The sequence below is a fragment of the Candidatus Enterococcus willemsii genome, assembly GCF_009933335.1.
Classification (GTDB): domain Bacteria; phylum Bacillota; class Bacilli; order Lactobacillales; family Enterococcaceae; genus Enterococcus_F; species Enterococcus_F willemsii.
Genome location: NZ_MAEL01000017.1, coordinates 26,720 through 50,006 on the forward strand (window position 1 = coordinate 26,720; position 23,287 = coordinate 50,006).

The following is a 23,287-nucleotide window of genomic DNA, read 5'->3' on the forward strand; positions in this document are numbered from 1 at the left end:
TTCTCCTATTCTTCAATCGTTGTATTCGTATTTGTTAAATACGTCGGCTCTAAACGAAAAGAATTCCGATCATTGCTCAAATGCAACACATAATATTGATCATCAATTAAAAATAACGCTTCGTCTGTCAACGTCAAACTATTCACATACACCTTATCGACTGAAACACCTCGCTGGTCAGCTACCGTATGTAAAAATCCAGCCATTTGAGAAAAGCTCTCATCTTGTGCTTCTGCTTGACGGTACTCTGAATATTGCATCCCGATTAAAAACAATAAGCTCAAAAATAAAATCAAACTTAAATCACGATATTTACTTTGAATGCGCGAACGTAAATAACGAATAAAAACAAATACAAAGAAAATCAAGACAGCAAAAATAACAATATATTTAATCATATCACTAATATTGCCTCGATTCTCTAAATAATGGATTCCATAAAAACTCATCTTTGATCACCTCATGTATTGAATACATTTAGTTTACTTGATATTCCCTAATTTATAAACAAAAACACCTAACCTAAGCTAAAATGCCAAGGTTAGGTATTTTTCATCTATTTTTTAATAGGTAATTTCGGTATTTTCAATCACACGTACCCGCATGATCTGTTCGCCTGCTTCCAATTGAGCAACGACATCAGCGATTTTTTGTTGATTGGATTCATTAATATCTACTAAGGTGTAGGCATAATCTCCGCGACCACGATTAATCATATTCTCAATGTTGATATCTGCTGATGCAATCGTTGAAGAAATTTTTCCTAACATATTTGGTATATTATTGTGTACAATCGTAATTCGATAAGGTGAGTGGAAAGACATATCAACGGTTGGGAAATTCACCGAATGTTTAATAACTCCAGTCTCTAAAAAGCGTTTCAACGTACGAGCAGCCATTTTTGCACAATTGATTTCCGCTTCTTCTGTTGATGCCCCTAAATGAGGTAAAACAACAATTTTTTCGTTATTTAATAAGCGTTCATCGGCAAAATCAGTCGTAAAACCTGCTAAGTAGCCATCGTTCACGGCTTTTAATACCGCTTCTGTATCCACAATCTCCCCACGAGAGAAGTTAAATAATTTGGCTGAAGGTTTCATCATGGATAATTCTTTGTCACTAATTAAATGACGCGTTTGTTCAAGCAACGGTACATGCACCGTAATGAAGTCACACGTATTGTAAATTTCACTAACTTCTTTTGCACGTTTTACTCGGCGAGAAATGCTCCATGCTGTATCAACAGAAACATGCGGATCATAACCAATGACTTCCATCCCTAAGCGATAAGCATCATTGGCAATCATCGCCCCGATTGCACCTAAGCCAATCACACCTAATTTTTTGCCTTCCAATTCATTACCTACAAATTGCTTTTTATGAGCTTCCACTTGTTCTTCTACATCTGGACCACTTAAATTTTGAACCCACATCGCTCCTTGTAAAATAGGACGCACACTTAATAATAAATTCGCAATGACTAACTCTTTGACCGCATTGGCATTTGCGCCTGGCGTATTGAAGACGACAATGCCTTGCTCTGTGCATTTATCAACAGGAATATTATTCGTCCCTGCCCCTGCACGAGCAACGGCTAAAACTGATTCTGGAAATTCATAATCGTGCAACTTTTGACTACGTAAAATAATACCATCTGGGTTTTCACTTTGATTGATAGCATACGTTTCTTTGTCGAACCGATTCATCCCTTCTGGTGCAATCGCGTTGAATGTTTTAATTTGAAACATCTATCTCTCTCCATTCTCTTCTTCGAATTTTTTCATGAAAGCAACGAGCGCTTCGACGCCTTCTTTTGGAAAAGCATTGTACAAGCTTGCACGCATTCCACCAACAGAACGATGACCTTTTAAGTTTTGGAACCCTTGCGCTAAGGCTTCTTGATTGAATTTCTTATCTAACGCTTCATCACCAGTAATAAAAGGAATGTTCGTAATCGAACGGTCTGCTTGATTTACTGGACTCTTGAACAGTTGTGAGGCGTCAATTGCATCATATAATAATTGCGCTTTATCTCGGTCTTGTTTTAAAATTTCTTGGGTGCCACCCAATTCTTTTAACCACTCGAAGACTAATTTCGCGATATAAATCGCATAGGTTGGTGGTGTATTGTATAACGAATCATTAGCTGCTTGTACTGCAAAATCAAGCATTGGTGAAAAAATCGGTTCTTCATTTAATAAATCTTCACGAATAATAACGACAGTGACTCCAGAAGGACCAATATTTTTTTGGGCCCCTGCATAAATTAAACCAAAATCTTCTACGTTATAATCATTGGCTAAAATATTTGAAGACATATCCGCAACGATTGGAACATCACCGACATCTGGAATTGTTTGAAAAGCAATCCCACCAATCGTTTCATTGGTCGTAATGTGAACATAAGCTGCGTCTTGGTCGATCATTTCTTTTGTTATTTCAGGAATATAGGTGAAGTTTTGGTCTTCACTTGAGGCAATGACTTCCACGTCCACACCTGCAACAGCTTTGGCAGCGCTAATGGCTTTTTTCGCCCAAGCCCCGGTATTCACATACAAAGCTTTTTTGCCAACAGCCAGGTTTAATGGAATCATTGAAAATTGTAGACTGGCACCACCTTGTAAAAATAACACTTTATAGTTATCAGGAATCGCCATTAATTCTCGTAATAATTGTTCCGCATCTTTAATGATTTGATCGTACAAGGAGGAGCGATGACTCATTTCCATCACGGACATTTCACTACCTTGGTAATTCACTAGTTCAGCTTGCGCTTTTTCTAAAACAGGTTTTGGTAACACGGCAGGGCCGGCAGAAAAGTTATAAACAGTCATTCTTTTTGTCTCTCCTTTTAATGTAAGATGTGAATTTCATTATAGCAGAAGCCTTTAAGATTAAAAAGATTTAACCAAGTTTATTTTCATTTTTTCTGAAAAAGTTCGGCATTTCATTTTTTCAAGAAAAAAAGAGCGAAACCAGTTTTGGTCTCACTCTTTTACATCCTATAATTCTTCCTGGACTAAAGTCACTGCAGTTGGTTCGTCGGATTCTTCTAATCGATGGATGATATTTGTATTTTTCGTCTTCTCAATAATATATTGAAGTTGATCTAAGTGGGTCACAATATCACGAACCATCAAAATAAAAATCGTCTTTGCTTGTATCGTTTTTTCTTTATTACTACCCATTTCATAAAATTCTAAAGGCGTTTCATTCAAAATACATAAAATGACATCTTCATTTGCGTACGTACCATCACTATGCGGAATGGCTGATGGCGGATTTGTTGGCAAACCTGTTGGAAAACGTTCTTCTCTTTGAATTAACGCGGCTTCAAATTCAGCTGTTGCATATCCCTTTGACACCAGATATTCCGTAGCGCCTTTAAAAAGTTCTTCTTTCGTCTGAAAATTTGTATGATACATAAGCTCTTTTTTTACCATGATCGTATTCGCTACACGTTTACCAAAAGTAGCTTCCTCCTTTTTCCTTTTTAGTGATGTAAACGTTAACATAAATGTAGCATAATTTATCTGATTTTGGAATAGGTATCAGCTGAAATTTACGTAGAATTAATGCTTTTTCCTAGTTTTTATAACATTCGTTTATTCTCAATAACTAGCCTACATAAAAAAAGTCGCCACCCTAAAGATGACGACTTTTTATTATTCACTATATAAATCTCATTTAATTTCTAAAATTGGCGTATCTACTTCAACTTCATCAGTTGCGACTGGTACGATTTCTGCATAATTTGCAGTATTTGTGACTATCACCATGACCGTATCATCATATCCTGCCTCTTGAATTGCTTGACGGTCAAATGTACCTAACAAATCGCCTTTGCTGACTTTGTCGCCATTTTGTTTATTGGCAGTAAAGTGTTCACCTGCTAAATTAACTGTATCAATCCCAATATGAAGTAAAATCTCCACGCCTTCATCTGAGACAATACCATACGCATGTTTTGTATCATACACAACGGTTAACGTGCCGTCTACTGGTGCGTAGATTTCACCTACTGCAGGTTTAACAGCTAGGCCTTTCCCCATCATTTCACTAGAAAAGACAGGATCATTGACTGTAGATAGGGCGACAGCTTCTCCTTTGACTGGTGAATTGACTTGTTCAATTACTGCGCTATCTACTGTTGTGGGTTGTACTGTTTCAGCAGTCATTGGTGCCTCGGTAGGTTCCACCATTTTCTTCTTACCATAGACATAAGTTAAGACAAACGCTATGATAAAACTAATCAACGCACTCACAAAAAAGCCAACGTAACTTTGAGGCGGGACAGAAATAAAACCAATAATTCCGGCTGCACCTAATGCTGTGGCTAACACATGAAATAAACCAATCGATACACTTGCCACCCCTGCTGCAATCATCGCACAGACAAACGGGAATTTTAATTTCAAGTTAACCCCAAAAATAGCTGGTTCCGTAATTCCTAACATTGCTGAGATTCCGGCAGAAGAAGCTAAACTCTTTTGCTTTTGATCTTTCGTAATGAAGAAAACAGCGAAAGTTGCTGCACCTTGGGCAATGTTTGCCATAGCTGCAATTGGGAAAATAAAGGTTCCGCCTGTTTTGGCTACCTCTGCTAACAAGGTTGTTTCAATTGCCGGGAAACTTTGATGCAAGCCCGTAATGACAATACTTGAGTAGAACGTCCCAAAAATTCCTAATCCCACAGCGCCTGCTGTACTATACAACCAAACTAAACCGTCTGTTAAACCATCTGATACTGTACGCATTACCGGACCAACAATCGTAAAGGTTAAAAAGCCCGTAATAATAACTGCTAACATCGGTGTAAAAGTAAAATCTAAGACTTGAGGAATTCGTTTATGGAAGAATTTTTCTAAGTTTGCCAAAATATAAGCAACCGCTAAGACTGGTAACACCGAGCCTTGATAACCTGCTTGAGCTACTTGTAAACCAAAAATATTCCAATACGGCATGGTACCTTCAGCAATGGCATTCGCTACGCCATAACCATTGACTAAATCTGGCATCACCATCGCCATAGCCATCGCTGCTCCAAGATAACCATTACCACCAAAACGTTGTGTTGCTGAATATCCAACTAAAATCGGTAAGAAAGCAAACGGAGCCGATGCTAATAAATTAACAATACTCGCAAAATCTTGAAAGGCTGGAAACATTTCAATCACTGACAATTCACCGAATAAACCTGGTGATGTCAACACATTGTTAATCGCCATCAATAAACCACCTGCGACTAAAGCGGGAATTAATGGAACAAAAATATCAGATAACACTTTTGCTAAAGCCATAAATGGATTTGTTTTTTTCCCTTGATTCGCAATTTCTTTTAACGTATCGGTTGATGCTTCTTTAACCCCTGTTGCTTGCACGATTTCTGCATACACTTTGTTTACGTCACCTGGTCCGATAATAATTTGATACTGACCATTGGTTTCGAAGGTACCTTTCACATCATCGTTACTGTCTAATGCAGCTTGATTAATTTTACTCGAATCTTTCAAAACTAAACGCAAACGTGTCGCACAATGCGCAGCTGCAATTAAATTATCTTCTCCAACAGCATCAATTACCTCTAACGCGACTTTTTTGTGATCCATTTTGTAGCCTCCTCTGTTGTAATCGCTTTTCTTTTTTTCATTATAACGCATCGTTCAAAAATGTCAAACGTTTATCAAAATAAAAATCAAAATATATTTAAAACGCTTAATTGATTGATATAAAAACAAAAACAGAATTGTTATTCGTTTGACATAACGAATAAAATAAGCTATCTTTAAACACAAATAACTAGTAAAAAAGGAGTTTTTTTATGTCTACAGAATGGACGACTGAAATGCGTTACCGCCCCTATCATCAATGGGATGAGGAAACGCGTCAACAATTAATTACCCAACAAAAACAATCGCCATGGCATTTGTCTTATCATATTCAGCCAAATTCCGGCTTATTGAACGATCCGAATGGTTTTTCTTATTTTAATGGACGTTGGCATTTATTTTATCAACTTTATCCATTTGGTCCAGTTCATGGGCTGAAATCTTGGTATCATCTTTCTTCTACGAATTTAGTCGATTGGCAAGAGGAAGAACATGGCCTACTACCAGATACACCTTACGATAGTCACGGCGTTTATTCAGGAACTGCAATTCCTGTGGACGACCGTCTGTTATTAGCTTATACCGGAAATGTCCGCGACGAGGAGTGGACGCGTTATTCCTATCAGCTCGGTGCTTGGATGGATCAAGACAATCAGATTAGTAAAATAGAGGCACCGCTGATTCCTGCACCACCAGCTGGTTATACAACACATTTTCGTGACCCGCAAGTGATTGCTTACGAACAAGGTTATTTATTAATCATTGGCGCACAAAATGAACAAGAAGAAGGAAAAGTTCTTGTCTACCAAGGACCTTCTGTGACTGATTGGACGTTAATCGGTGAATTGAATTTTACAAAAGATTCCATGGGTTTTATGGTTGAATGCCCAAATCTCGTTTTTATCGACCAACGACCCGTTCTGATTTTTTGCCCACAAGGAATGGACAAAACAGTTGCCTACTATGACAACATCTATCCAAATATGGTTGTGATTGGCGACAAACTAGATGTTGAAAATGTCGCAATCACTAACCCAACACCTTTGCAAAATTTAGATGCTGGCTTTGATGTGTATGCGACCCAAGCTTTTAATGCACCTGACGGCCGTGTGTTGAGTGTCGGTTGGGCGGGTTTACCTGAATTGGCTTATCCAACGGATGCAGAAGGTTGGGCACACTGTTTAACGCTAGTTCGTGAGTTATCGATAAAAGATAATCGCCTCTACCAGCAACCGGCCATTGAACACCAAGAATTACGCCAAGAAGCACTGAACGTTCAAGGGACCCTAAATAAAGCACAAACAGTTGTGCAAGAAAACAAAGAAAATTGTTACGAACTATCTATCCGCTTATCAGCCAATAGCCAAGGAACCCTTTCTTTATTTGCTGATGAGCAAAAGAATCATTGTTTCGCGCTTCATTTCGATGCAAAACATGGTAAGATAAGCTTAGACCGTTCCCAAGTAAGTCTGCCATTAAATACAGAATTTGGACAAACACGAACCGTTGCGCTTCCCGAAAATCAAGCCATCGATTTACACATTTTTGTCGATCAATCGATTTGTGAAATCTTCGTGAACGACGGACAACACGTGTTGACCTCTCGCGTTTTCCCTCAAGCAGGCGAAACAAACTTATTTATTGAAGGGACAGGGGAATATACTGGCACTTACTGGAAATTGCGGTCATCTTCTCAAAATTAAGGAGTTTGAACGATGACAATCAAATTAACCGATGTAGCGAAAAAAGCTGGCGTTTCAGCAACGACTGTCTCTCGTGTCATTAATAATTACGGATCACTTAGCCAAAAAACAATTGATAAAGTCCACGCAGCAATGAAAGAATTGAACTACCAACCAAATTCCTTGGCACGTTCTTTGCAAGGAAAAAATACCCAATTGGTCGGCATTATCTTTCCTTCTGTGAGTCATCCTTTTTTCGGGGAATTAGTTGAAAAAATCGAAACCAATCTATTCCAACAAGGCTATAAAGCGATTCTATGCAACAGTGCCCACAACAAAGAAAAAGAACGCAATTACCTTAATATGCTTACCGCCAACAAAGTCGATGGGATTATTGCTGGTGCTCACAATCTAGGCATTCAAGAATACGAAGATATTCAATTACCGATTATCTCCTTTGACCGAGAATTAGCGGCAACCATTCCAATTGTAGGTGGCAACAACTACCAAGGCGGCGCATTAGCTGCGGAAACGCTGTTCTTACGCGGCTGTCGGAATATTGGTATTATCACTGGAAGTAATGCGTCCAATTCACCAACTAACGACCGATTGAATGGCTTTTGCGATTTTTTAAAAGCCCAACAAATCGAACCGCATGTTTTTCGTTTCGAATCGTTTGAACATACGACGGCACTAAAAAACATCAAAATCAAGCAAATTTTAGCAAAAAAAATGGACGGACTATTTTGTACGGATGATTTTACTGCTTTGTTAGTTCAAAATAATTGCCAGTTAGAAGGCATCTCTATTCCGACTGATTTGAAACTAGTCGGTTATGACGGGACTGCCTTTATTCAAAATCATTTCCCGCAATTGACAACGATTGTTCAACCGATCGATGAACTGGCAAAACTACTCGTCGATTTACTTATTCAACGGATTACGCATCCCGAAAAAGAGTTGGCGCATACGTACCAACTTCCTGTGCGATTAGCACAAGGACAGACAACCTAATCAAAAAAACGACGCGAGAAAGACAGGTGAGACTTTCTCGCGTCGTTTTTTGTTAAATGAATGTCCCGTATGGATTAAACAGCCCTAGTGCAAGATACCCACTACTGCCATCTTGTCGTGTTTGTTCGCCCCACAAGTAGCCTTCAGAACTCTGCACTTGCTTCAAAATAACTTGATCGCCTTTGCGCAATATAGCCATTGACGCTGCTGTTGTTTTCGGTGCTTTTCGCAAGTAAACGGCTGTTTGCAATTGAAAACGTAAGCCGAAAGCAGTTGGTTTGGGAACTGGTTTTGACGCAGCACCAAAGAAATCTGCGAAATCTCCTTTAGCTAGCCGATTCAAATCGAGTGGTCCAGCGTAACCTTTTAATTTTCCGGCAGATGTGTATTGATGCAGATTGTATTTCTTAGAAGCGGTCGGATTTGCGCCTTGATAGCTACCAGTATTCTGGCCATACGTCGGTAACCAAATGCCATCAAATTTGTCCGTATCTAATTGAAAAGAGGCGTACAAGTGATTGGCAATATACGCCCCCACTTTCTTTGCACCGAGTGCCTTTAATTTCTTTCGAAAGGCTTCACAACCTGCCCGCATATTAGCCATCGAATGTTCCTCGACATCCAACCACCAAAACGTCGGTTGAAATGCTTTGGCACGCTGATAAAAATCAGCAGCTTCTTGTTCCATATCGGAAATGGACGTACCTCGCACCCAAGCATAGACACCTACTGGAATCTTATGCGCTTGAAAAGCACGGATATGCGTTTGATAATGTTTATCCGTGTACAGACTCCCATACTGTACACGGACAATCACACCATCAATTTGCTGACTAAGCTGATCGTAATTGATTTGACTAGGCGCTTGCCATTCGCTAATGTCAAGAATGACTGGTTTTGGAATCATTGGCGCCTCCTTCTTAGAACAAGATTGTTTCAATTGTTTCAACGTACTTCGCGCCAATAGCTTCTTGATACAAAGCAACCTGCTCTTTTTCAAACATATTCAATGCCGTAATGTCTTGCATCGCTTGTTGGACTTGTTCTTTCGTTAAGTTCTCATCTGCTACTTTTGGAACTAATTTATGCTTTTTAGCCTCACCATTCATAAAGGTTAAGTGTAGTCTTTTCATATAAATTTCCTCCCCATGCTTATTTATTGTATTCATATTCAACTGTCTCAATAACTGATGCTGTTTCAACACTTGTCGGCGCTAAACGCTCCACAATGTCTCCCAACGCTAAAATGGTTGCTTCTTCCACCCCTGCTTTGACATTTGCAAACGTTTGCTTCACTAATTTTTCTGACCCTTCCTCTGCTAATTGGACCGTAACTTTAGTTTGCTTGTGACTTCTCATCATACTTCCTCCTAATCTATTTTTTGTAAGTGCGCCTTACACTTCTACTAACGGAATCGGCTTAGCTTTTGTCACTCTTTTTTGAAAAAAATGTGTTTTTTCTTTCTAAAGTATTGGCGATAACGACTTCTATTCTGCCGAGAGAGCTGATTGTCAAACAATAAAGCTAGCACTTTCTTTTGATCTTTTGGCAGTAATCGATGGTAAAAGGCATCAAATGCAGCCATAGTCTCCACATCTTCAAACCGTTCTTCCATTTGACCACGCAACGTTTCTTCTTGCACTTCCTCTAGCTGTGGCACAAATTTACGTTTTTGGTCAACCACATACCATAATAAATACTTAAACAAATAACTAATATTGTTCTCCGCTTCAAAAGTCCCTCGTGACGGGTACTTTTTTGCACGTACATAAAACAAAATCCGCAATTCTTGCAAATAATCGTCAAAATCATTTTGCCCTGGAAAAATACTACATCTTCTTAATACTTTATAAAACAAACGTTGATAATCATTCACTAACTCTGTTAATTCTTGTTCACTCATTTTCGGTTATCCTTTAATTGAATTCCTCGAGGTAGCTTGATTATAGGAAAACTATCAAAAAAATAAAAATTCAATAAATGTATCTTTTTTCACAATAAGGGTTAAAATTTCTAAAAAAATTAGGTATAATCAAACCAGAACATCATGTTCTTAATATATAATTTAGGAGTTGATTTTATGGACAGAGAGAAAAAGCACCATCGACGTATTCCCCCTGAACAGTTAGCATACCGCCCCCAATTGGAAGATTTGCCTGCGTTTCACGTTGCAAATGAACAATCTGCTGTTGATATTTTAGAACTAAGTAAACGAATTCGCCTAAGTGCCTCGGCAGATTTTTTTGAAGAAATTTATGCTATTATTCCGGTAGTATGGCCGACAAGGACGGTTAGTTGTATTGTTTATCGTACCACTGTCCTTTTAGTCGAAAAAGAGCCTTTTCAAATCATTAAGCAGTTACTAGAAACATTGGAATACTTGAATTTCACGATTTATAAAAGAACTTTAGAACGATTACTTCATGCCAAACAACGTCTGACTCCTGTAGGAACCAAAAACTTTAGTTTATTCCCAACAGGTGGCGCCCTGCGTGCAGATACTTGCTGGATTAACCCCGGTCGTATTTATGCTCTACATACACGACATATGGACACAATTATTTGTTTAGATAATTTATTTACAGTTCGTAACTCACGAAACAAAAAGTCCATTCGAAAAAACATGGAAAAAGCTTTTTTAACCCATGCACTTATGAAACGCGAACATGATTACAATACGCCTAAATTGAATATCAGTTTATTGGAATATCTAGGTGTGACTTCTTCTTATGAAACTCGTGAAGTCTTAAAGAAATTCCAATTTCAGCACATTCCCAATTATCAACACGCATTTTTGAAACTCTATAGAGAAGTTCAACAAGAACAAATTATCAAAGAAACACGCCGTCAATTAACCAAAGAATGGAATATTGAGTACTGATTTGCTTATTATAAAATATTTAAAAGTTAAAAATATAACATTTTAAACGCGCTTTATTGACAAGCTTATCGGAGACTGCTAGATTTAAATTATCACCCTTTTTACAAACAAATAACGGATTCGTTCCCTCACAATGAACGTTTTTTAAGGAGTATTTATGGAAAAACTAGCATTGCTCTTACTTGTTTTACCCGTCGTTTTTTTAAGTTGTGTGATTATGCTAGCATTCTGTCTTTATCGATTCTCTAAATCAGAGATATCTACACCAGTCAAGACATCTATCTTAGGTTTGCTCTATATCATCTATATCTATGTAACCTTATCATTCTCCTATAATTTAATGGGATCTTATAGTTATTCCTTTGTGTTAGAGACTGTCCTATCCTTTTATTTCTTTCCTCAGTACGGACATTTACTCTACCTTGCAACGCCGATATTAACCATATGCTACTATGTCCTTACCGGAAGTTACAGCGGAGATATGGAGTTTCAGTTTATTTTCCTAGGTTCTTGTCTCTTTATCTTCACTTCTTTGCTTAAAGCACTGTCTAAGTTAGACATTTTATACAATGTAATCGTAACTTTTGTCTTTAAATATATTGTGTTAGTTCTTTTCTACCTATGTTTTAAAGATTATTTATTAACCAAACTGATTGATGATACGCTTGTATTGTTCGGCTCTCTAACGATGACATTTATTTTATGGCAACTGTATCGTTTAAAACTAAATGATGAAGCCCAGATTCAGCAAGCAATTGAACAAGGCCAAATCGATGCGTTAACCAATACGTATAACTTTCATAAATTACGTAATGATTTAAATGAATTTCAGCAAAATAAACAGTTTTATTCTCTTGCGATGATTGATTTAGATCATTTCAAAAAACTCAATGATACCTTTGGACATACAGAAGGAAATGAAGTCTTAAAAGATTTTGCGCGCTGTCTGGATGACGTCTTTTCTCAACGCTTCACACGTGATCGTTACCGCATCTATCGTTTTGGTGGAGAAGAATTTTGCGTCCTTTTGCTTGATTTTCAGAAAAAAGCAGCCTTTAAAGAACTCTCTTTTTTCAAAACAGCTTATGTTAAACGACAACGACTGCTACAAAAGGCTTATGAAGTAACTTTTTCCGTTGGGATTGAATCCAATCAAGTCCATCAATATGACGGCATGAAAACCATGCACTGCGCAGATGAAGCACTTTATGATGCTAAACGTTCAGGACGTAATCAAATAAAACTCTATGCAAATAAACACTAAAAAAGCTCTCTACCATGTTATGTGGTAGCAGAGCTTTTTTTCATAAATTGATTTTTTAGTTTTAAACAGATTAGATAACCGATAATACAGCCAATGAAATTCAACAAAATATCGCTTAGAGCGAACGTCCCGATATAAAAAACATATTGAATCGTCTCAATGCCGACAATTGTCAATAAAGCGACAAGGATAAATTCCCACCATTTCGTCTTCAATCCATACAAACCACCTAAAGGAATAAAGTAGACCACGTTTAACATCGCCTCTAAAATGGTTTTCTTGTCTTTCACGACAAAATCAAATATTTCCCAGCTAAATGTATGATACTGCGGGGCTTTCGTAAACAAAACCACAAACAGTAAGAATAAATAAACACTATAAAATAAATACAAATAAATGGCTGAAAAACGTTTGAATTCAATTTGCAGATAAAATAACCAACAGCTCATTAACACAAAGACCATTAAAGTTTCTTTTGTGTATGCAAATCGATCCATCATATGAATGAAGCGATCATATTGCGACAATGTTGGATAGGCAATATATTGAATTAACTCAACCCCAATCACTGCTGATAAAACAAAGGCAACAACACAACGTAGTAAGCGAGCCATTTCATCCCCCCTCATCTCATTTATTGTAGCAAAAATCCCCACAAAATAACGTGATGACAGGCGCTTTTAGTAATTTTTTAGAATCTAACCAATAAAATTGTCATTTTCAACCAATCGTTGTAGCGTAAACATCGATTTTTTTAATGATTGTTGCTGCGTATCAATGTCGTAGGTATTTTTTTCAATACCATCTAGTTTTTGATTCATTTCATTTAATGTCTGTAAGGTTTGTTTCAATACTTCTAGTAATTGTTCATTCATTTCCATTAGATTTCCTCGTTTCCTTTGCGATAAAATAAAGCATACAAAATTAGACAAACAATCGGTAAAATACCTGCTACCAAATAAATCCCTTGGAAAGAAAGCACGCTGCGTAATTCGCCTAAGACATATGGACCGACACCCAAACCTAAATCCAAACCAACAAAATAAGTCGATAAAGCAATCCCAATATGATGACCGTCCACTTTTTTCAAACAAATCGCTTGCCCATTTGACATGAACGTACCATAACCTAAACCAATAAACGCACCTGCCAGCAATAGCATCCAACTCGTCTGTGTGACGCTTAATAGCCCCAAACCTGCAGTTAAAAAGAGATAACTTGGATACATCACCGCATTTTCCCCATAGGCATCAAAAATACGACCAGATAACGGACGCGTAGCCGTAATAACTAAAGCGTAAACAACAAAGAAAAAGGAACTGGCTTCCACCAAATCAATCATTTGCGCATAAGACGATAAAAAGGACAAGACACTCGAATAAGCCAAGCCCATCAAAAAGGCGATGAACGAAATAAACAAGACACGTTTCTCAATAAAACTATCGATTGACCAAGAATTTAATAATTTTCGATGTTCTTCGGTCACGACGATATTCTTGACTGGAAACATAAAACTAGCAATCGTTGTTGCCACAATCAAACCAATTGAAAATAGAATGATAAAATAAAAATTCGTGGTATTTAATAAAATCATCCCTAAGAAAGGCCCTACAGCAGCTGCTAGACTCGTGCTTAAACCATAGTAATTAATTCCTTCTCCATTCCTAGACTTCGGAATAAAGGCGGTCACAATCGCATTCGTAGCCGTTGATACGGTTCCGTAACCAAACCCATTCAAGAAACGCACCAGATACAACATCCCCATCGAAGGAATAAATAAATAAGCAATCGTCGTTAGTAAATAAAACAACGAACCGTAACGTAAAACAGCTTTACGACCGTAGGCTTCCAATTTTTTCCCCATGAACAAACGGGCAAATAAGGTCCCAATAATATAAATGCCAGATGCTAACCCCGCTTGTCCTAATGTCGCATGCAACTCATCTTGGGCAATTACCGCAATGATGACCATCAACAAGTAATACACCAAATACACCACAAAATTAATCAGCGTAATCCCAATAAACCCTTTGTTAAACAACTTTTCCTGTTCTTCCACAACTCTTCCCACTTTCAGAAAATTTTCTATTACAAATGAAAGTATATAAAGATTTATCAGACAAAAAATGCAAAATTGTCACAATAAAATTATATAAACATTCAACAATTGCAAAAGTTATTAACATTTGTTATTGTTTTTTGTGCCTATTTACGATTAAATACCTAAGAACACTAAATCCAAAGGAGGATACAAGGTGGAAAAACAAATACTACAAACCTATTTAGACAACCATTCCTTCCCGATTATCACGAAAGAAAAGAAAAAGTATATTATGTACGAAGGCTTGCAAGACAGCTCAGCATATATTCTAAAAGACGGCATTATTAAAACCAGTGTCATCACCCGTGATGGCCGTGAATTCAATCTACGATACATTACAGGATTAGAAATCGTTTCACTCTTAAAAGATGAATATTCCAAATTTACCGATGCACCTTTTAATATCCGCATTGAGTCACCCACTGCGCAACTATATAAAATTAATCGCGTCCAATTTTGGCAAGACATCAACCGCAGCCCTAAACTACAAAATTATGTCAAAGAATACTACCGTGTGAACCTATTACAATCTATGAAACGCATGCAACAAATGCTCATGAACGGTAAATTCGGCGCTGTCTGCACCCAACTTTATGATTTATCAGAAACCTTTGGCGTCGACACCGAAGACGGACGACTCATCGACTTTATCGTTACCAATGAAGAAATTGCACGCTTTTGCGGCATCACCTCTGCCAGCAGCGTCAATCGCATGCTCCAACAACTCAAAGATAGCCATGCCATTGAAATCCAACAACGCAAAATCTTAATTAAAAACATGGAAGCCATCACCGAGAATATTATTCTATAGCACAACAAAGGACCTTGCAGCCGCAAGGTCCTTTACTCTATCACTTCTTAAACAACTGACTCAACGCACCAGCCAAGAAACCTGTTCGTCGACGTTGAATACTCTTTTCTTCTTCGGTTAGTTTTTTCTTTCCACCGAGTCCACTTTTTTTCTTACCTGTACGCAACTCTTTCGAAGCTTGGGCATACGAATTAACAAAACTTGATTTTCCGCGAATTTTCATGGCAGTCACGTCCTCTCAGTTAAATAAACTTCCTCTCAATGTAAGCATACACGGAATCCATCATTCTATCCAGTTTTAACCGTTGAACGAACCACAAACGCAGTTTATCTAATAACACACCCGCAACAAAAAAGAACACGGATAGTAACAAGACACTCCCTAGCAAGAGCAAACTCGTCCAATCAGCAATTTTCGTAAACATTCCCGGTAAGACCAGATTGTAGAATAAGGGATGCGTTTGAAATAGATACGCTGCTAGTGCACTCGTTGAAAAGAAACCAATTATCTTATGCATACGTTTCGGAAATTTCATACTAATTAAGTAAAGAAATAACGCCACCGACATAATAAAAATCGTTGGAAACGAATATCGACGAACCCACCAGTCTTGCCCTTCAAACCCATCAAAGTAAACCAAATATAAATTACGCAAATCGTGCGCAACGACCGTCAACATACCAAACAGAAAGTAAATCGATAACAACCATTTACGCTTACGAACCAAGTTAGGAATACCGTGAATCTTGATATACGCACCCACAACATACATATAAATCAACCAAATCGGTGAATACCCACCTTCAACATACATCGCATCTTTTTCTGCAAAACTACTCACAATTGATAAAACAAAGAATGCTATCACAAGCAGTTGGAACAATTCTTTTTTCCTCAACGCTTTCATACCTTTATTTAAAATCGGCGTAAATACATACAAAATCAAATACGCATTAAAGTACCAATAACCATGATGAATCGTTGGAAAGAATGATTCAATCACCTGATCAAAAGAAATCTGATAAAGAGGACCTATAATTAACATCATCCCAACAGAAAAGAACATCATCTGCAGCCATAAACCAATCAAGCGTCGTAGCTTAAACTGTGAATTTATTGCCACAAAACCACTAATCAAAGCAAAAATATTCACCGATACCACACACAAATATTCCAAATAGACTACAGCTTGACCTTTTAACGAATTATAGCCCAATTCACCCAGAACGCCACCTTGACCTAGAACATGAAGCCCCATAATCATCAGCATCGATAAAATTCTGCCAAATTCTACGCCATAATTTTTTTCTTTCATAAACACACCATCCTACTAAGTCAGTGCTAGATTTATCATTGCACCATTTGACTAATAAAAGTCTAGCATTGGACGAATTAGATAACAATGACTATGTAAGGATTGTAAGTGAAACGTGCATTAGTTGAAATATTTGCAATAATTTGAAAAACGAGTTGTAAAAAAACGCCTTACACTAGAGAGTGTAAGACGTTTACAATAATTATAATTTACCTACCAAATCTTTCAAGTAAGCACGTAGCTCATCTTTAATTTCAGGGTGTTTTAAACCATATTCAATATTTGCTTCAAGCATGCCCATTTTATTACCAACATCATAACGTTTGCCAGTAAATTCATGTGCGAATACACGTTGTGTTTTATTCAAGGTATCGATAGCATCGGTTAACTGAATTTCGCCACCTAGACCTGGTTTTTGATTTTCTAAAATACCAAAAATTTCAGGTGTTAGTAAGTAGCGACCAATGATTGCTAAATCGCTTGGTGCATCCTCTGGTTGTGGTTTTTCAACGAATGATTGAACATCATACAAGCCTTTAGAAATCTCTGAAATAGGGTCAATTACGCCATATTTAGATGTATCTTCATGCGGAATTGGCATTACTGCTAATGTAGAAGCTTTTGTTTTGTCATAATCAGTGATTAATTGCTTCGTCAATGGTACGTTATCTTCCATAATATCATCGCCAAGCATAACAACGAAAGGTTCATTTCCTACAAATGCTTTCGCTTGTAAAACAGCATCTCCCAATCCTTTTGGACGTTTTTGGCGAATGAAATGTAGACGAATACCAGTTGTTTCTTCAACTAGTGCCAGTAATTCTTTCTTACCAGATTTTTCTAAATTATATTCTAATTCAAAATTTGAATCGAAATGATCTTCAATTGGGCGTTTTGCTTTCCCTGTTACTACCAAAATGTCTTCAATTCCTGAAGCAATTGCTTCTTCTACAATAAATTGAATACTTGGTTTATCAACAATTGGCAACATTTCCTTCGCAATTGCTTTTGTTGCTGGTAAAAATCTTGTTCCTAATCCCGCTGCTGGGATTACGGCTTTACGTACTTTAGTCATTTGAAAAACTCCTTAAAAATTTTAGTCAGTACCGAAGATATCTCTAGTATAGACCTTTTCTTCCACATCTTTTAAAACTTCTTCTAATCTATTTGACACAATCACATCAGAAATTTCTTTAAATTTATCTAAGTCTTTAATTACTTTAGAATTATAAAAATCTTCTGCATCTAAAGTTGGTTCATAGACTACAACTTCAATTCCTTTTGCTTTGATACGTTTCATAATCCCTTGAATTGCTGATTGACGGAAATTATCTGAATTTGCTTTCATAGTTAAACGATAAATTCCCACTACTTTAGGTTGTTTCCTTAAAATCATTTCTGATATATGATCTTTTCTCGTTCTATTTGCATCAACAATTGCTGACATAATATTTTGTGGAACATCTGCATAATTTGCCAATAACTGTTTCGTATCTTTGGGCAAGCAATATCCGCCATAACCAAATGAAGGGTTGTTGTAATGCGAGCCAATCCGTGGATCTAAGCCTACACCATCAATAATTTGTTTCGTGTTTAATCCACGAATTTCCGCATAAGAATCTAATTCATTAAAATATGCGACACGCAAAGCTAAGTAAGTATTTGCAAATAACTTAATTGCTTCTGCTTCAGTCGAATCAGTGAATAAAACTGGAATATCTTCCTTAATTGCTCCTTCAGCTAATAGGTTAGCAAAAACTTCTGCACGCTCACTTTGCTCACCAACAACAATTCGAGATGGATGTAAATTATCGTATAATGCTTTCCCTTCTCTCAAAAATTCTGGTGAGAAAATAATATTTTCGGTATCAAATTTTTTTCTAATTTCTTTAGTATACCCAACTGGAACTGTCGATTTGATAATCATGATAGCATCAGGATTGATAGACAAGACGTTTGCAATAACGGCTTCGACTGTACGAGTATTAAAGTAATTAAGTTCCGAGTCATAATTAGTAGGTGTTGAAATAATGACATATTCCGCATCTTTAAAAGCTTTCAAATTATCTGTAGTCGCTTCTAAATTTAATTCTTTATTTGCTAAATAATCCTCAATCTCAGCATCCACAATTGGCGATTGATGATTATTAATCATATCGACTTTTTCTTGAATAATGTCTAAAGCAATCACTTCATTATTTTGTGCTAATAAAATTGCATTAGACAATCCTACGTAGCCTGTTCCTGCGACTGTTATTTTCATTTTATTTATATTCCCTCCAATTATCTACTTATCTAATCTAATATTTATTTTAAAACAATTAATCATTTAATAAATACAATGCTTCTTTCCAAGTTGGGCTATTAAATCCTAATTCCTTCACTTTATTCAAATCCATTACAGAATATTGTGGACGCTTCGCTTTCTGTGGAAACTCAGTTGAACTCACGGGCAGTACAGTAATATTTTTATTGTCTTTCAATATTTCTTTCGCAAATTCATACCACGTACAACTTTCTTCATTTGACAAATGATATATGCCATAAGCCGCTTTGTGCTCAACAACAAAGTTCATAAATTCAGCCAAGGTTCTAGTCCATGTAGGACGACCAAATTGATCATTCACAACGGTTAGAGTATCTCTTGTTTCAGCCAATTTTTGCATTGTAAATACAAAATTATGTCCGTATTGACCAAATACCCATGAGGTACGGATAATGTAGTATGCATCCAAGACTTCTTGTACCACTTGTTCCCCCAATAGCTTTGTTCGTCCATACTCATTTTGTGGATTAGTCGGTGCATCTACAGTATACTCACCATCTTTTAACGTACCATCGAAAACATAGTCAGTACTAATATAGACCATCGTTGCACCGACTTCTTTCGCTGCTAAAGCAACATTTCGAGTGCCTTCGACATTTACTTGCTCAGCACGTTCTTTTCCTTCGTCTTCCGCTTTATCTACAGCTGTATAAGCTGCACAATGATAAATCACTTTAGGCTGTATTTTTTTTATAACTGACATCGTTACTTCGGCATCTGTAATATCCATTTCTTGAGAAGTCATGGAAACATAAGCTTTATTTTTTTCATCTAAAAGATATCTGACTTCTGTACCTAGTTGTCCGTTACCACCAGTAATTAAAATCATCTGAGTCTTCCTTTCAAAAAAGCAGGATTTCTCCTGCTTTTATTTTTATTGACCTTGTTTGGCATACGTACTTTCAACTGCTTCTTTTTCAGCTTTCCACCAGTCTTGATTCTCTGTATACCATTGAATTGTATCCGTTAAACCTTCACGGAAATTTGTAAATTCCGGTGCCCAGCCTAATTCTTCACGTAATTTAGTTGAATCAATTGCATAACGTAAATCATGTCCTGAACGATCATTAACATGCTCGTAAGCATCTTTAGGTTGTCCCATCAATTCCAAAATTAATTCAATGACTGTTTTATTGTCTTCTTCTCCATCAGCACCAATTAAATACGTCTCACCAATGCGACCTTTAGTCAAAATAGCCCATACAGCAGAAGAATGATCGTTCGTATGAATCCAGTCACGAACATTTTTTCCTTCACCATATAATTTCGGTGTAATACCGCTCAATACATTGGTAATTTGTCGTGGAATAAATTTTTCAATGTGTTGATACGGACCATAGTTATTTGAACAATTTGAAATTGTTGCTTGTAGACCAAATGATCGTACCCATGCTTTTACTAGTAAGTCAGAACCCGCTTTTGTTGAAGAATATGGACTTGATGGATTATATGGTGTTTCGGCTGTGAATTTTTCTCCTTCACCTTCACCATGTCCTGGTAAATCTTCGCGCAAAGGTAAATCCCCATATACTTCATCAGTCGATACATGATGATAACGAACATTGTATTTACGACAAGCTTCAATCAATGTATACGTCCCAATAATATTTGTTTGTACAAAAGGAAACGGATCTTTCAACGAATTATCATTATGAGATTCAGCTGCATAATGTACCACTGCATCTGTTTCTTGCACAAGTTTATCGACTAATTCTGCATCTGCAATATCTCCCACAACAAGTTCGACACGATCAGAAGGTAGTCCGCTAAGATTTTCTTTATTTCCAGCATAAGTTAGTTTATCTAAGACAGTTACATGAATTTCTGGATGATTGTTCACTACATAATGAACAAAATTCGATCCAATAAAACCTGCGCCACCTGTTACAATTATACGTTTCATTCCAATATCCTCCAAAATTAAATTTCACCATAGATAAATGGGTTTTCAGCTTCAAATTCTGCAAAAGCAGGTTGTTTTGCATCTTTTTCAGAAGTAATTGCTTTGTCAATATCAATTGGCCAATCAATATTTAATTCTGGTGATAAGAAACTAATTCCGCCATCAGCTTCAGCGTTATAATAATTGTCACATTTATATAAGAAATTTACATTATCTGTCAATGTCACAAACCCGTGCGCATAACCTTTAGGAACTAGCAATTGACGATGGTTCTGTTCAGATAAGATATATCCTTCCCATTTTCCATAGGTCGGTGAACCTTTACGCATATCTACAATCACATCTAGGACTGCTCCTGTTACCACACGAATAAGTTTGGTTTGTGCTGCTTTCCCTTTTTGAAAATGTAACCCACGTAGCACGCCTGCTTGCGTAGATAACGAATGATTATCTTGGATAAAATCAAAATCAATACCCGCTTCTTTAAAATCTTTCTCAGAATATGATTCTGTAAAAAATCCTCGATGGTCACCAAAAACGGCAGGTTCAATAATTTTAACATCTTTTAGTTTTGTTTCAGTTACTTTAATTTTTCCCATATCATAACTCTCCTGCTAAACGTAATAAGTATTGGCCGTATTGATTTTTTTTCAATGGCTGCGCTAATTCGATTAATTGTTCTTTCGTAATATAACCCATTCGATAAGAAATTTCTTCTAAACACGCTACTTTTAAGTTTTGTCGTTTTTCAATTGTTTCGATAAAAGTTGATGCTTCTAATAACGATTCATGTGTACCTGTGTCTAGCCATGCAAATCCACGTCCCATGACCTCAACAGATAACTGTCCTCTTTCAAGATATGCTTGATTAATATCCGTAATTTCTAATTCCCCACGTGGCGAAGGTTTAATATTTTTAGCGATTTCTACCACATTATTGTCATAAAAATACAAACCTGTTACAGCATAGTTTGATTTTGGTTGCACAGGTTTTTCTTCAATTGTGATAGCTTTCATATTCTGATCAAATTCAACTACACCAAAACGTTCTGGATCTTGGACGTGATAGCCAAAGACAGTAGCACCTGATTCTTTGGACGCGGCATTCTGTAATATTTTCGATAAGCCCCCACCATAATAAATATTATCACCCAATACCAAACAAACACTATCGTCACCGATAAACTCTTCTCCAATAAGGAAAGCTTGTGCTAATCCATCTGGACTAGGTTGCACCGCATATTCAATACGAATCCCCAATTCAGCTCCATCACTAAGTAGTTCTTCAAATCTTGGTGTATCTTGAGGTGTTGAGATAATTAATATTTCTGTAATTCCCGCCAACATTAACACTGACAATGGGTAATAAATCATTGGTTTGTCATAAATCGGCATTAATTGTTTCGATGTTGCTTTGGTTAGAGGATAAAGGCGAGTGCCTGAACCTCCTGCTAGAATTATTCCTTTCATCTATATTTCCTCTCTAAGCAATTTAATTAATATATTTTTTGATAAGACCAATTAAAGGGTTTGTCTGCAAAATAGTAGTTAGACATAAATATACACCTATTCCTAAAGTAACTTGAATTATTGTAGTTACTAAACTAGATCCTAAATTATTAGTTAACATACGTATCATCACAAACATAATTGCACCCGACAGTACGTTCAATATAATACCCCTATAGTCAATTTCAAATTGAGTTTCTTTTTTAAATGCTCTGAACCTTGTTAGAGTTACAAAAAATTCAGATGCAATAGTTGCTATTAGCGCACCATAAATTCCATATATAGGTATTAACACTACATTAGTAACAATGCTTATAAAAGCTCCCATAATTACAGCAAAATTATAGACCTTCATTTTATTGTAAGGAACCAAATACTGCCTTCCAACGGCCATCCCTATCGGTATAACTATGATTAGTGGAGCTACGATAGGAATTGTTTTTTCTATAAATAAAAATTTATCCCCAAAAAACCATGAAACAAATTTAGGAGTTATACTCCAAACCCCAAACATTATTGGAATTGTAAAATAGAGCTGTAAACCTAAGGTCTGTTTAATTACTTTTAATACATTTTTCGCATTACCATGGGCAACTAAATTACTTAGTTTAGGTAATAATACTAAATCCATCGTAGTTATCAATGTAACTAAAATACTATTAATTGTCATTGTATTGGCATAATAACCTACTGATTCAGCAGAATCTAACCATCCCAACAAAGTTTTATTTAAATTTGTATACAAAACAATTGCAATTTTTGGAATAAAAAAACTTAATGCTGGCATAAAATGTTTCAGAGTATCTGATAATGTAACTTTTATAAAAATAATTTTCTTCCTTATATATATCCACATAATAACTTGAGAGA

At 36.6% G+C, this 23,287-nt stretch carries 26 protein-coding genes; 5 read left to right on the top strand and 21 right to left on the bottom strand.

Features of this window, described 5'->3' with window-relative positions; genetic code table 11:
- Positions 1–5: 5 nt before the first annotated feature.
- The 5 genes from BAU17_RS02765 to BAU17_RS02785 all read right to left on the bottom strand — a co-directional run bounded on the left by BAU17_RS02765 (position 6) and on the right by BAU17_RS02785 (position 5,609).
- Complete coding sequence (locus BAU17_RS02765) at positions 6–449, bottom strand: DUF3290 domain-containing protein (RefSeq protein WP_161901293.1); 444 nt, start codon at positions 447–449, stop codon at positions 6–8.
- Between the two features lie 114 nt (positions 450–563).
- Positions 564–1,748: a 3-phosphoglycerate dehydrogenase family protein gene (locus tag BAU17_RS02770; RefSeq protein ID WP_161901294.1), complete on the bottom strand. Its 1,185-nt coding sequence runs from the start codon at positions 1,746–1,748 to the stop codon at positions 564–566.
- Entirely contained in the window at positions 1,749–2,834 is a 1,086-nt protein-coding gene (gene serC / locus BAU17_RS02775; RefSeq protein ID WP_161901295.1) for a 3-phosphoserine/phosphohydroxythreonine transaminase, read from the bottom strand. It lies immediately after the preceding gene.
- 168 nt (positions 2,835–3,002) lie between these two features.
- Complete coding sequence (locus tag BAU17_RS02780) at positions 3,003–3,425, bottom strand: PTS sugar transporter subunit IIA (protein ID WP_237579072.1); 423 nt, start codon at positions 3,423–3,425, stop codon at positions 3,003–3,005.
- Between the two features lie 258 nt (positions 3,426–3,683).
- On the bottom strand, positions 3,684–5,609 hold the full coding sequence (locus BAU17_RS02785; RefSeq protein WP_161901297.1) for a sucrose-specific PTS transporter subunit IIBC: 1,926 nt from the start codon (positions 5,607–5,609) through the stop codon (positions 3,684–3,686).
- A 212-nt stretch (positions 5,610–5,821) separates the two neighbouring features.
- Between BAU17_RS02785 and BAU17_RS02790 the strand changes: the two genes are divergently transcribed.
- Both BAU17_RS02790 and BAU17_RS02795 read left to right on the top strand, forming a co-directional pair.
- Complete coding sequence (locus BAU17_RS02790; RefSeq protein ID WP_161901298.1) at positions 5,822–7,312, top strand: sucrose-6-phosphate hydrolase; 1,491 nt, start codon at positions 5,822–5,824, stop codon at positions 7,310–7,312.
- A gap of 12 nt (positions 7,313–7,324) precedes the next feature.
- Positions 7,325–8,305 (top strand): LacI family DNA-binding transcriptional regulator, encoded by a 981-nt coding sequence (locus BAU17_RS02795; protein ID WP_161901299.1) that lies wholly within the window; start codon positions 7,325–7,327, stop codon positions 8,303–8,305.
- A gap of 52 nt (positions 8,306–8,357) precedes the next feature.
- Here BAU17_RS02795 and BAU17_RS02800 read toward each other — a convergent pair whose 3' ends face one another.
- The 4 genes from BAU17_RS02800 to BAU17_RS02815 all read right to left on the bottom strand — a co-directional run bounded on the left by BAU17_RS02800 (position 8,358) and on the right by BAU17_RS02815 (position 10,209).
- Positions 8,358–9,212, bottom strand: a complete 855-nt coding sequence (locus BAU17_RS02800; RefSeq protein WP_161901300.1) for a glycoside hydrolase family 25 protein — start codon at positions 9,210–9,212, stop codon at positions 8,358–8,360.
- Positions 9,213–9,225: 13 nt separating this feature from the next.
- Positions 9,226–9,438: a DUF2922 domain-containing protein gene (locus tag BAU17_RS02805; RefSeq protein ID WP_161901301.1), complete on the bottom strand. Its 213-nt coding sequence runs from the start codon at positions 9,436–9,438 to the stop codon at positions 9,226–9,228.
- Positions 9,439–9,457: 19 nt separating this feature from the next.
- Positions 9,458–9,667: a DUF1659 domain-containing protein gene (locus BAU17_RS02810; RefSeq protein WP_237579073.1), complete on the bottom strand. Its 210-nt coding sequence runs from the start codon at positions 9,665–9,667 to the stop codon at positions 9,458–9,460.
- Between the two features lie 68 nt (positions 9,668–9,735).
- Complete coding sequence (locus BAU17_RS02815) at positions 9,736–10,209, bottom strand: sigma-70 RNA polymerase sigma factor region 4 domain-containing protein (protein ID WP_161901302.1); 474 nt, start codon at positions 10,207–10,209, stop codon at positions 9,736–9,738.
- A 177-nt stretch (positions 10,210–10,386) separates the two neighbouring features.
- Between BAU17_RS02815 and BAU17_RS02820 the strand changes: the two genes are divergently transcribed.
- The gene (locus tag BAU17_RS02820) at positions 10,387–11,187 is read left to right on the top strand and encodes a hypothetical protein (RefSeq protein WP_161901303.1); all 801 of its coding nucleotides are present in this window, start codon (positions 10,387–10,389) and stop codon (positions 11,185–11,187) included.
- A 157-nt stretch (positions 11,188–11,344) separates the two neighbouring features.
- Positions 11,345–12,451 (top strand): GGDEF domain-containing protein, encoded by a 1,107-nt coding sequence (locus BAU17_RS02825; RefSeq protein ID WP_161901304.1) that lies wholly within the window; start codon positions 11,345–11,347, stop codon positions 12,449–12,451.
- A gap of 17 nt (positions 12,452–12,468) precedes the next feature.
- On the opposite strand, the gene BAU17_RS02830 is transcribed toward BAU17_RS02825, so the two are convergent.
- The 3 genes from BAU17_RS02830 to BAU17_RS02840 form a co-directional block, all read right to left on the bottom strand.
- Positions 12,469–13,065 (bottom strand): VanZ family protein, encoded by a 597-nt coding sequence (locus tag BAU17_RS02830; RefSeq protein WP_161901305.1) that lies wholly within the window; start codon positions 13,063–13,065, stop codon positions 12,469–12,471.
- Positions 13,066–13,149: 84 nt separating this feature from the next.
- Entirely contained in the window at positions 13,150–13,332 is a 183-nt protein-coding gene (locus tag BAU17_RS02835; RefSeq protein ID WP_161901306.1) for a hypothetical protein, read from the bottom strand.
- The gene (locus tag BAU17_RS02840) at positions 13,332–14,510 is read right to left on the bottom strand and encodes an MFS transporter (RefSeq protein ID WP_237579074.1); all 1,179 of its coding nucleotides are present in this window, start codon (positions 14,508–14,510) and stop codon (positions 13,332–13,334) included. The genes BAU17_RS02835 and BAU17_RS02840 overlap by 1 nt, the downstream gene beginning before the upstream one ends.
- A 196-nt stretch (positions 14,511–14,706) precedes the next feature.
- Between BAU17_RS02840 and BAU17_RS02845 the strand changes: the two genes are divergently transcribed.
- Positions 14,707–15,363, top strand: a complete 657-nt coding sequence (locus tag BAU17_RS02845; RefSeq protein ID WP_161901308.1) for a Crp/Fnr family transcriptional regulator — start codon at positions 14,707–14,709, stop codon at positions 15,361–15,363.
- Between the two features lie 40 nt (positions 15,364–15,403).
- Here BAU17_RS02845 and BAU17_RS02850 read toward each other — a convergent pair whose 3' ends face one another.
- From BAU17_RS02850 to BAU17_RS02890, 9 genes are all read right to left on the bottom strand, one after another.
- A complete protein-coding gene (locus BAU17_RS02850; protein WP_161901309.1) occupies positions 15,404–15,586 on the bottom strand; it encodes a hypothetical protein in 183 nt (60 codons plus the stop codon).
- Positions 15,587–15,605: 19 nt separating this feature from the next.
- Entirely contained in the window at positions 15,606–16,679 is a 1,074-nt protein-coding gene (locus tag BAU17_RS02855) for an acyltransferase family protein (protein WP_161901310.1), read from the bottom strand.
- Between the two features lie 202 nt (positions 16,680–16,881).
- Entirely contained in the window at positions 16,882–17,754 is an 873-nt protein-coding gene (gene galU / locus BAU17_RS02860; RefSeq protein WP_161901311.1) for a UTP--glucose-1-phosphate uridylyltransferase GalU, read from the bottom strand.
- Between the two features lie 21 nt (positions 17,755–17,775).
- The gene (locus tag BAU17_RS02865; protein ID WP_161901312.1) at positions 17,776–18,942 is read right to left on the bottom strand and encodes a nucleotide sugar dehydrogenase; all 1,167 of its coding nucleotides are present in this window, start codon (positions 18,940–18,942) and stop codon (positions 17,776–17,778) included.
- Between the two features lie 58 nt (positions 18,943–19,000).
- The gene (rfbD, locus tag BAU17_RS02870; protein ID WP_161901313.1) at positions 19,001–19,834 is read right to left on the bottom strand and encodes a dTDP-4-dehydrorhamnose reductase; all 834 of its coding nucleotides are present in this window, start codon (positions 19,832–19,834) and stop codon (positions 19,001–19,003) included.
- 45 nt (positions 19,835–19,879) lie between these two features.
- Positions 19,880–20,908 carry a dTDP-glucose 4,6-dehydratase gene (gene rfbB / locus BAU17_RS02875; protein ID WP_161901314.1) on the bottom strand — a complete coding sequence of 343 codons (1,029 nt, stop codon included), beginning with the start codon at positions 20,906–20,908 and terminating at the stop codon, positions 19,880–19,882.
- 17 nt (positions 20,909–20,925) lie between these two features.
- Entirely contained in the window at positions 20,926–21,498 is a 573-nt protein-coding gene (gene rfbC, locus BAU17_RS02880) for a dTDP-4-dehydrorhamnose 3,5-epimerase (RefSeq protein WP_202622268.1), read from the bottom strand.
- A 10-nt stretch (positions 21,499–21,508) separates the two neighbouring features.
- Positions 21,509–22,378, bottom strand: a complete 870-nt coding sequence (rfbA, locus tag BAU17_RS02885) for a glucose-1-phosphate thymidylyltransferase RfbA (protein WP_161901316.1) — start codon at positions 22,376–22,378, stop codon at positions 21,509–21,511.
- Between the two features lie 22 nt (positions 22,379–22,400).
- A partial coding sequence (locus tag BAU17_RS02890) for a lipopolysaccharide biosynthesis protein (RefSeq protein ID WP_161901317.1) occupies positions 22,401–23,287 on the bottom strand: 887 nt, incomplete at its 5' end.

What these genes read in the sequence shown, in the direction of transcription:
- BAU17_RS02765 (WP_161901293.1), bottom strand. Translation starts at nt 449, where the DNA reads ATGAGTTTTTATGGAATCCATTATTTAGAGAATCGAGGCAATATTAGT.
- BAU17_RS02770 (WP_161901294.1), bottom strand. Translation starts at nt 1,748, where the DNA reads ATGTTTCAAATTAAAACATTCAACGCGATTGCACCAGAAGGGATGAAT.
- serC (WP_161901295.1), bottom strand. Translation starts at nt 2,834, where the DNA reads ATGACTGTTTATAACTTTTCTGCCGGCCCTGCCGTGTTACCAAAACCT.
- BAU17_RS02780 (WP_237579072.1), bottom strand. Translation starts at nt 3,425, where the DNA reads ATGTATCATACAAATTTTCAGACGAAAGAAGAACTTTTTAAAGGCGCT.
- BAU17_RS02785 (WP_161901297.1), bottom strand. Translation starts at nt 5,609, where the DNA reads ATGGATCACAAAAAAGTCGCGTTAGAGGTAATTGATGCTGTTGGAGAA.
- BAU17_RS02790 (WP_161901298.1), top strand. Translation starts at nt 5,822, where the DNA reads ATGTCTACAGAATGGACGACTGAAATGCGTTACCGCCCCTATCATCAA.
- BAU17_RS02795 (WP_161901299.1), top strand. Translation starts at nt 7,325, where the DNA reads ATGACAATCAAATTAACCGATGTAGCGAAAAAAGCTGGCGTTTCAGCA.
- BAU17_RS02800 (WP_161901300.1), bottom strand. Translation starts at nt 9,212, where the DNA reads ATGATTCCAAAACCAGTCATTCTTGACATTAGCGAATGGCAAGCGCCT.
- BAU17_RS02805 (WP_161901301.1), bottom strand. Translation starts at nt 9,438, where the DNA reads ATGAAAAGACTACACTTAACCTTTATGAATGGTGAGGCTAAAAAGCAT.
- BAU17_RS02810 (WP_237579073.1), bottom strand. Translation starts at nt 9,667, where the DNA reads ATGATGAGAAGTCACAAGCAAACTAAAGTTACGGTCCAATTAGCAGAG.
- BAU17_RS02815 (WP_161901302.1), bottom strand. Translation starts at nt 10,209, where the DNA reads ATGAGTGAACAAGAATTAACAGAGTTAGTGAATGATTATCAACGTTTG.
- BAU17_RS02820 (WP_161901303.1), top strand. Translation starts at nt 10,387, where the DNA reads ATGGACAGAGAGAAAAAGCACCATCGACGTATTCCCCCTGAACAGTTA.
- BAU17_RS02825 (WP_161901304.1), top strand. Translation starts at nt 11,345, where the DNA reads ATGGAAAAACTAGCATTGCTCTTACTTGTTTTACCCGTCGTTTTTTTA.
- BAU17_RS02830 (WP_161901305.1), bottom strand. Translation starts at nt 13,065, where the DNA reads ATGGCTCGCTTACTACGTTGTGTTGTTGCCTTTGTTTTATCAGCAGTG.
- BAU17_RS02835 (WP_161901306.1), bottom strand. Translation starts at nt 13,332, where the DNA reads ATGGAAATGAATGAACAATTACTAGAAGTATTGAAACAAACCTTACAG.
- BAU17_RS02850 (WP_161901309.1), bottom strand. Translation starts at nt 15,586, where the DNA reads ATGAAAATTCGCGGAAAATCAAGTTTTGTTAATTCGTATGCCCAAGCT.
- BAU17_RS02855 (WP_161901310.1), bottom strand. Translation starts at nt 16,679, where the DNA reads ATGAAAGAAAAAAATTATGGCGTAGAATTTGGCAGAATTTTATCGATG.
- galU (WP_161901311.1), bottom strand. Translation starts at nt 17,754, where the DNA reads ATGACTAAAGTACGTAAAGCCGTAATCCCAGCAGCGGGATTAGGAACA.
- BAU17_RS02865 (WP_161901312.1), bottom strand. Translation starts at nt 18,942, where the DNA reads ATGAAAATAACAGTCGCAGGAACAGGCTACGTAGGATTGTCTAATGCA.
- rfbD (WP_161901313.1), bottom strand. Translation starts at nt 19,834, where the DNA reads ATGATTTTAATTACTGGTGGTAACGGACAACTAGGTACAGAAGTCAGA.
- rfbB (WP_161901314.1), bottom strand. Translation starts at nt 20,908, where the DNA reads ATGAAACGTATAATTGTAACAGGTGGCGCAGGTTTTATTGGATCGAAT.
- rfbA (WP_161901316.1), bottom strand. Translation starts at nt 22,378, where the DNA reads ATGAAAGGAATAATTCTAGCAGGAGGTTCAGGCACTCGCCTTTATCCT.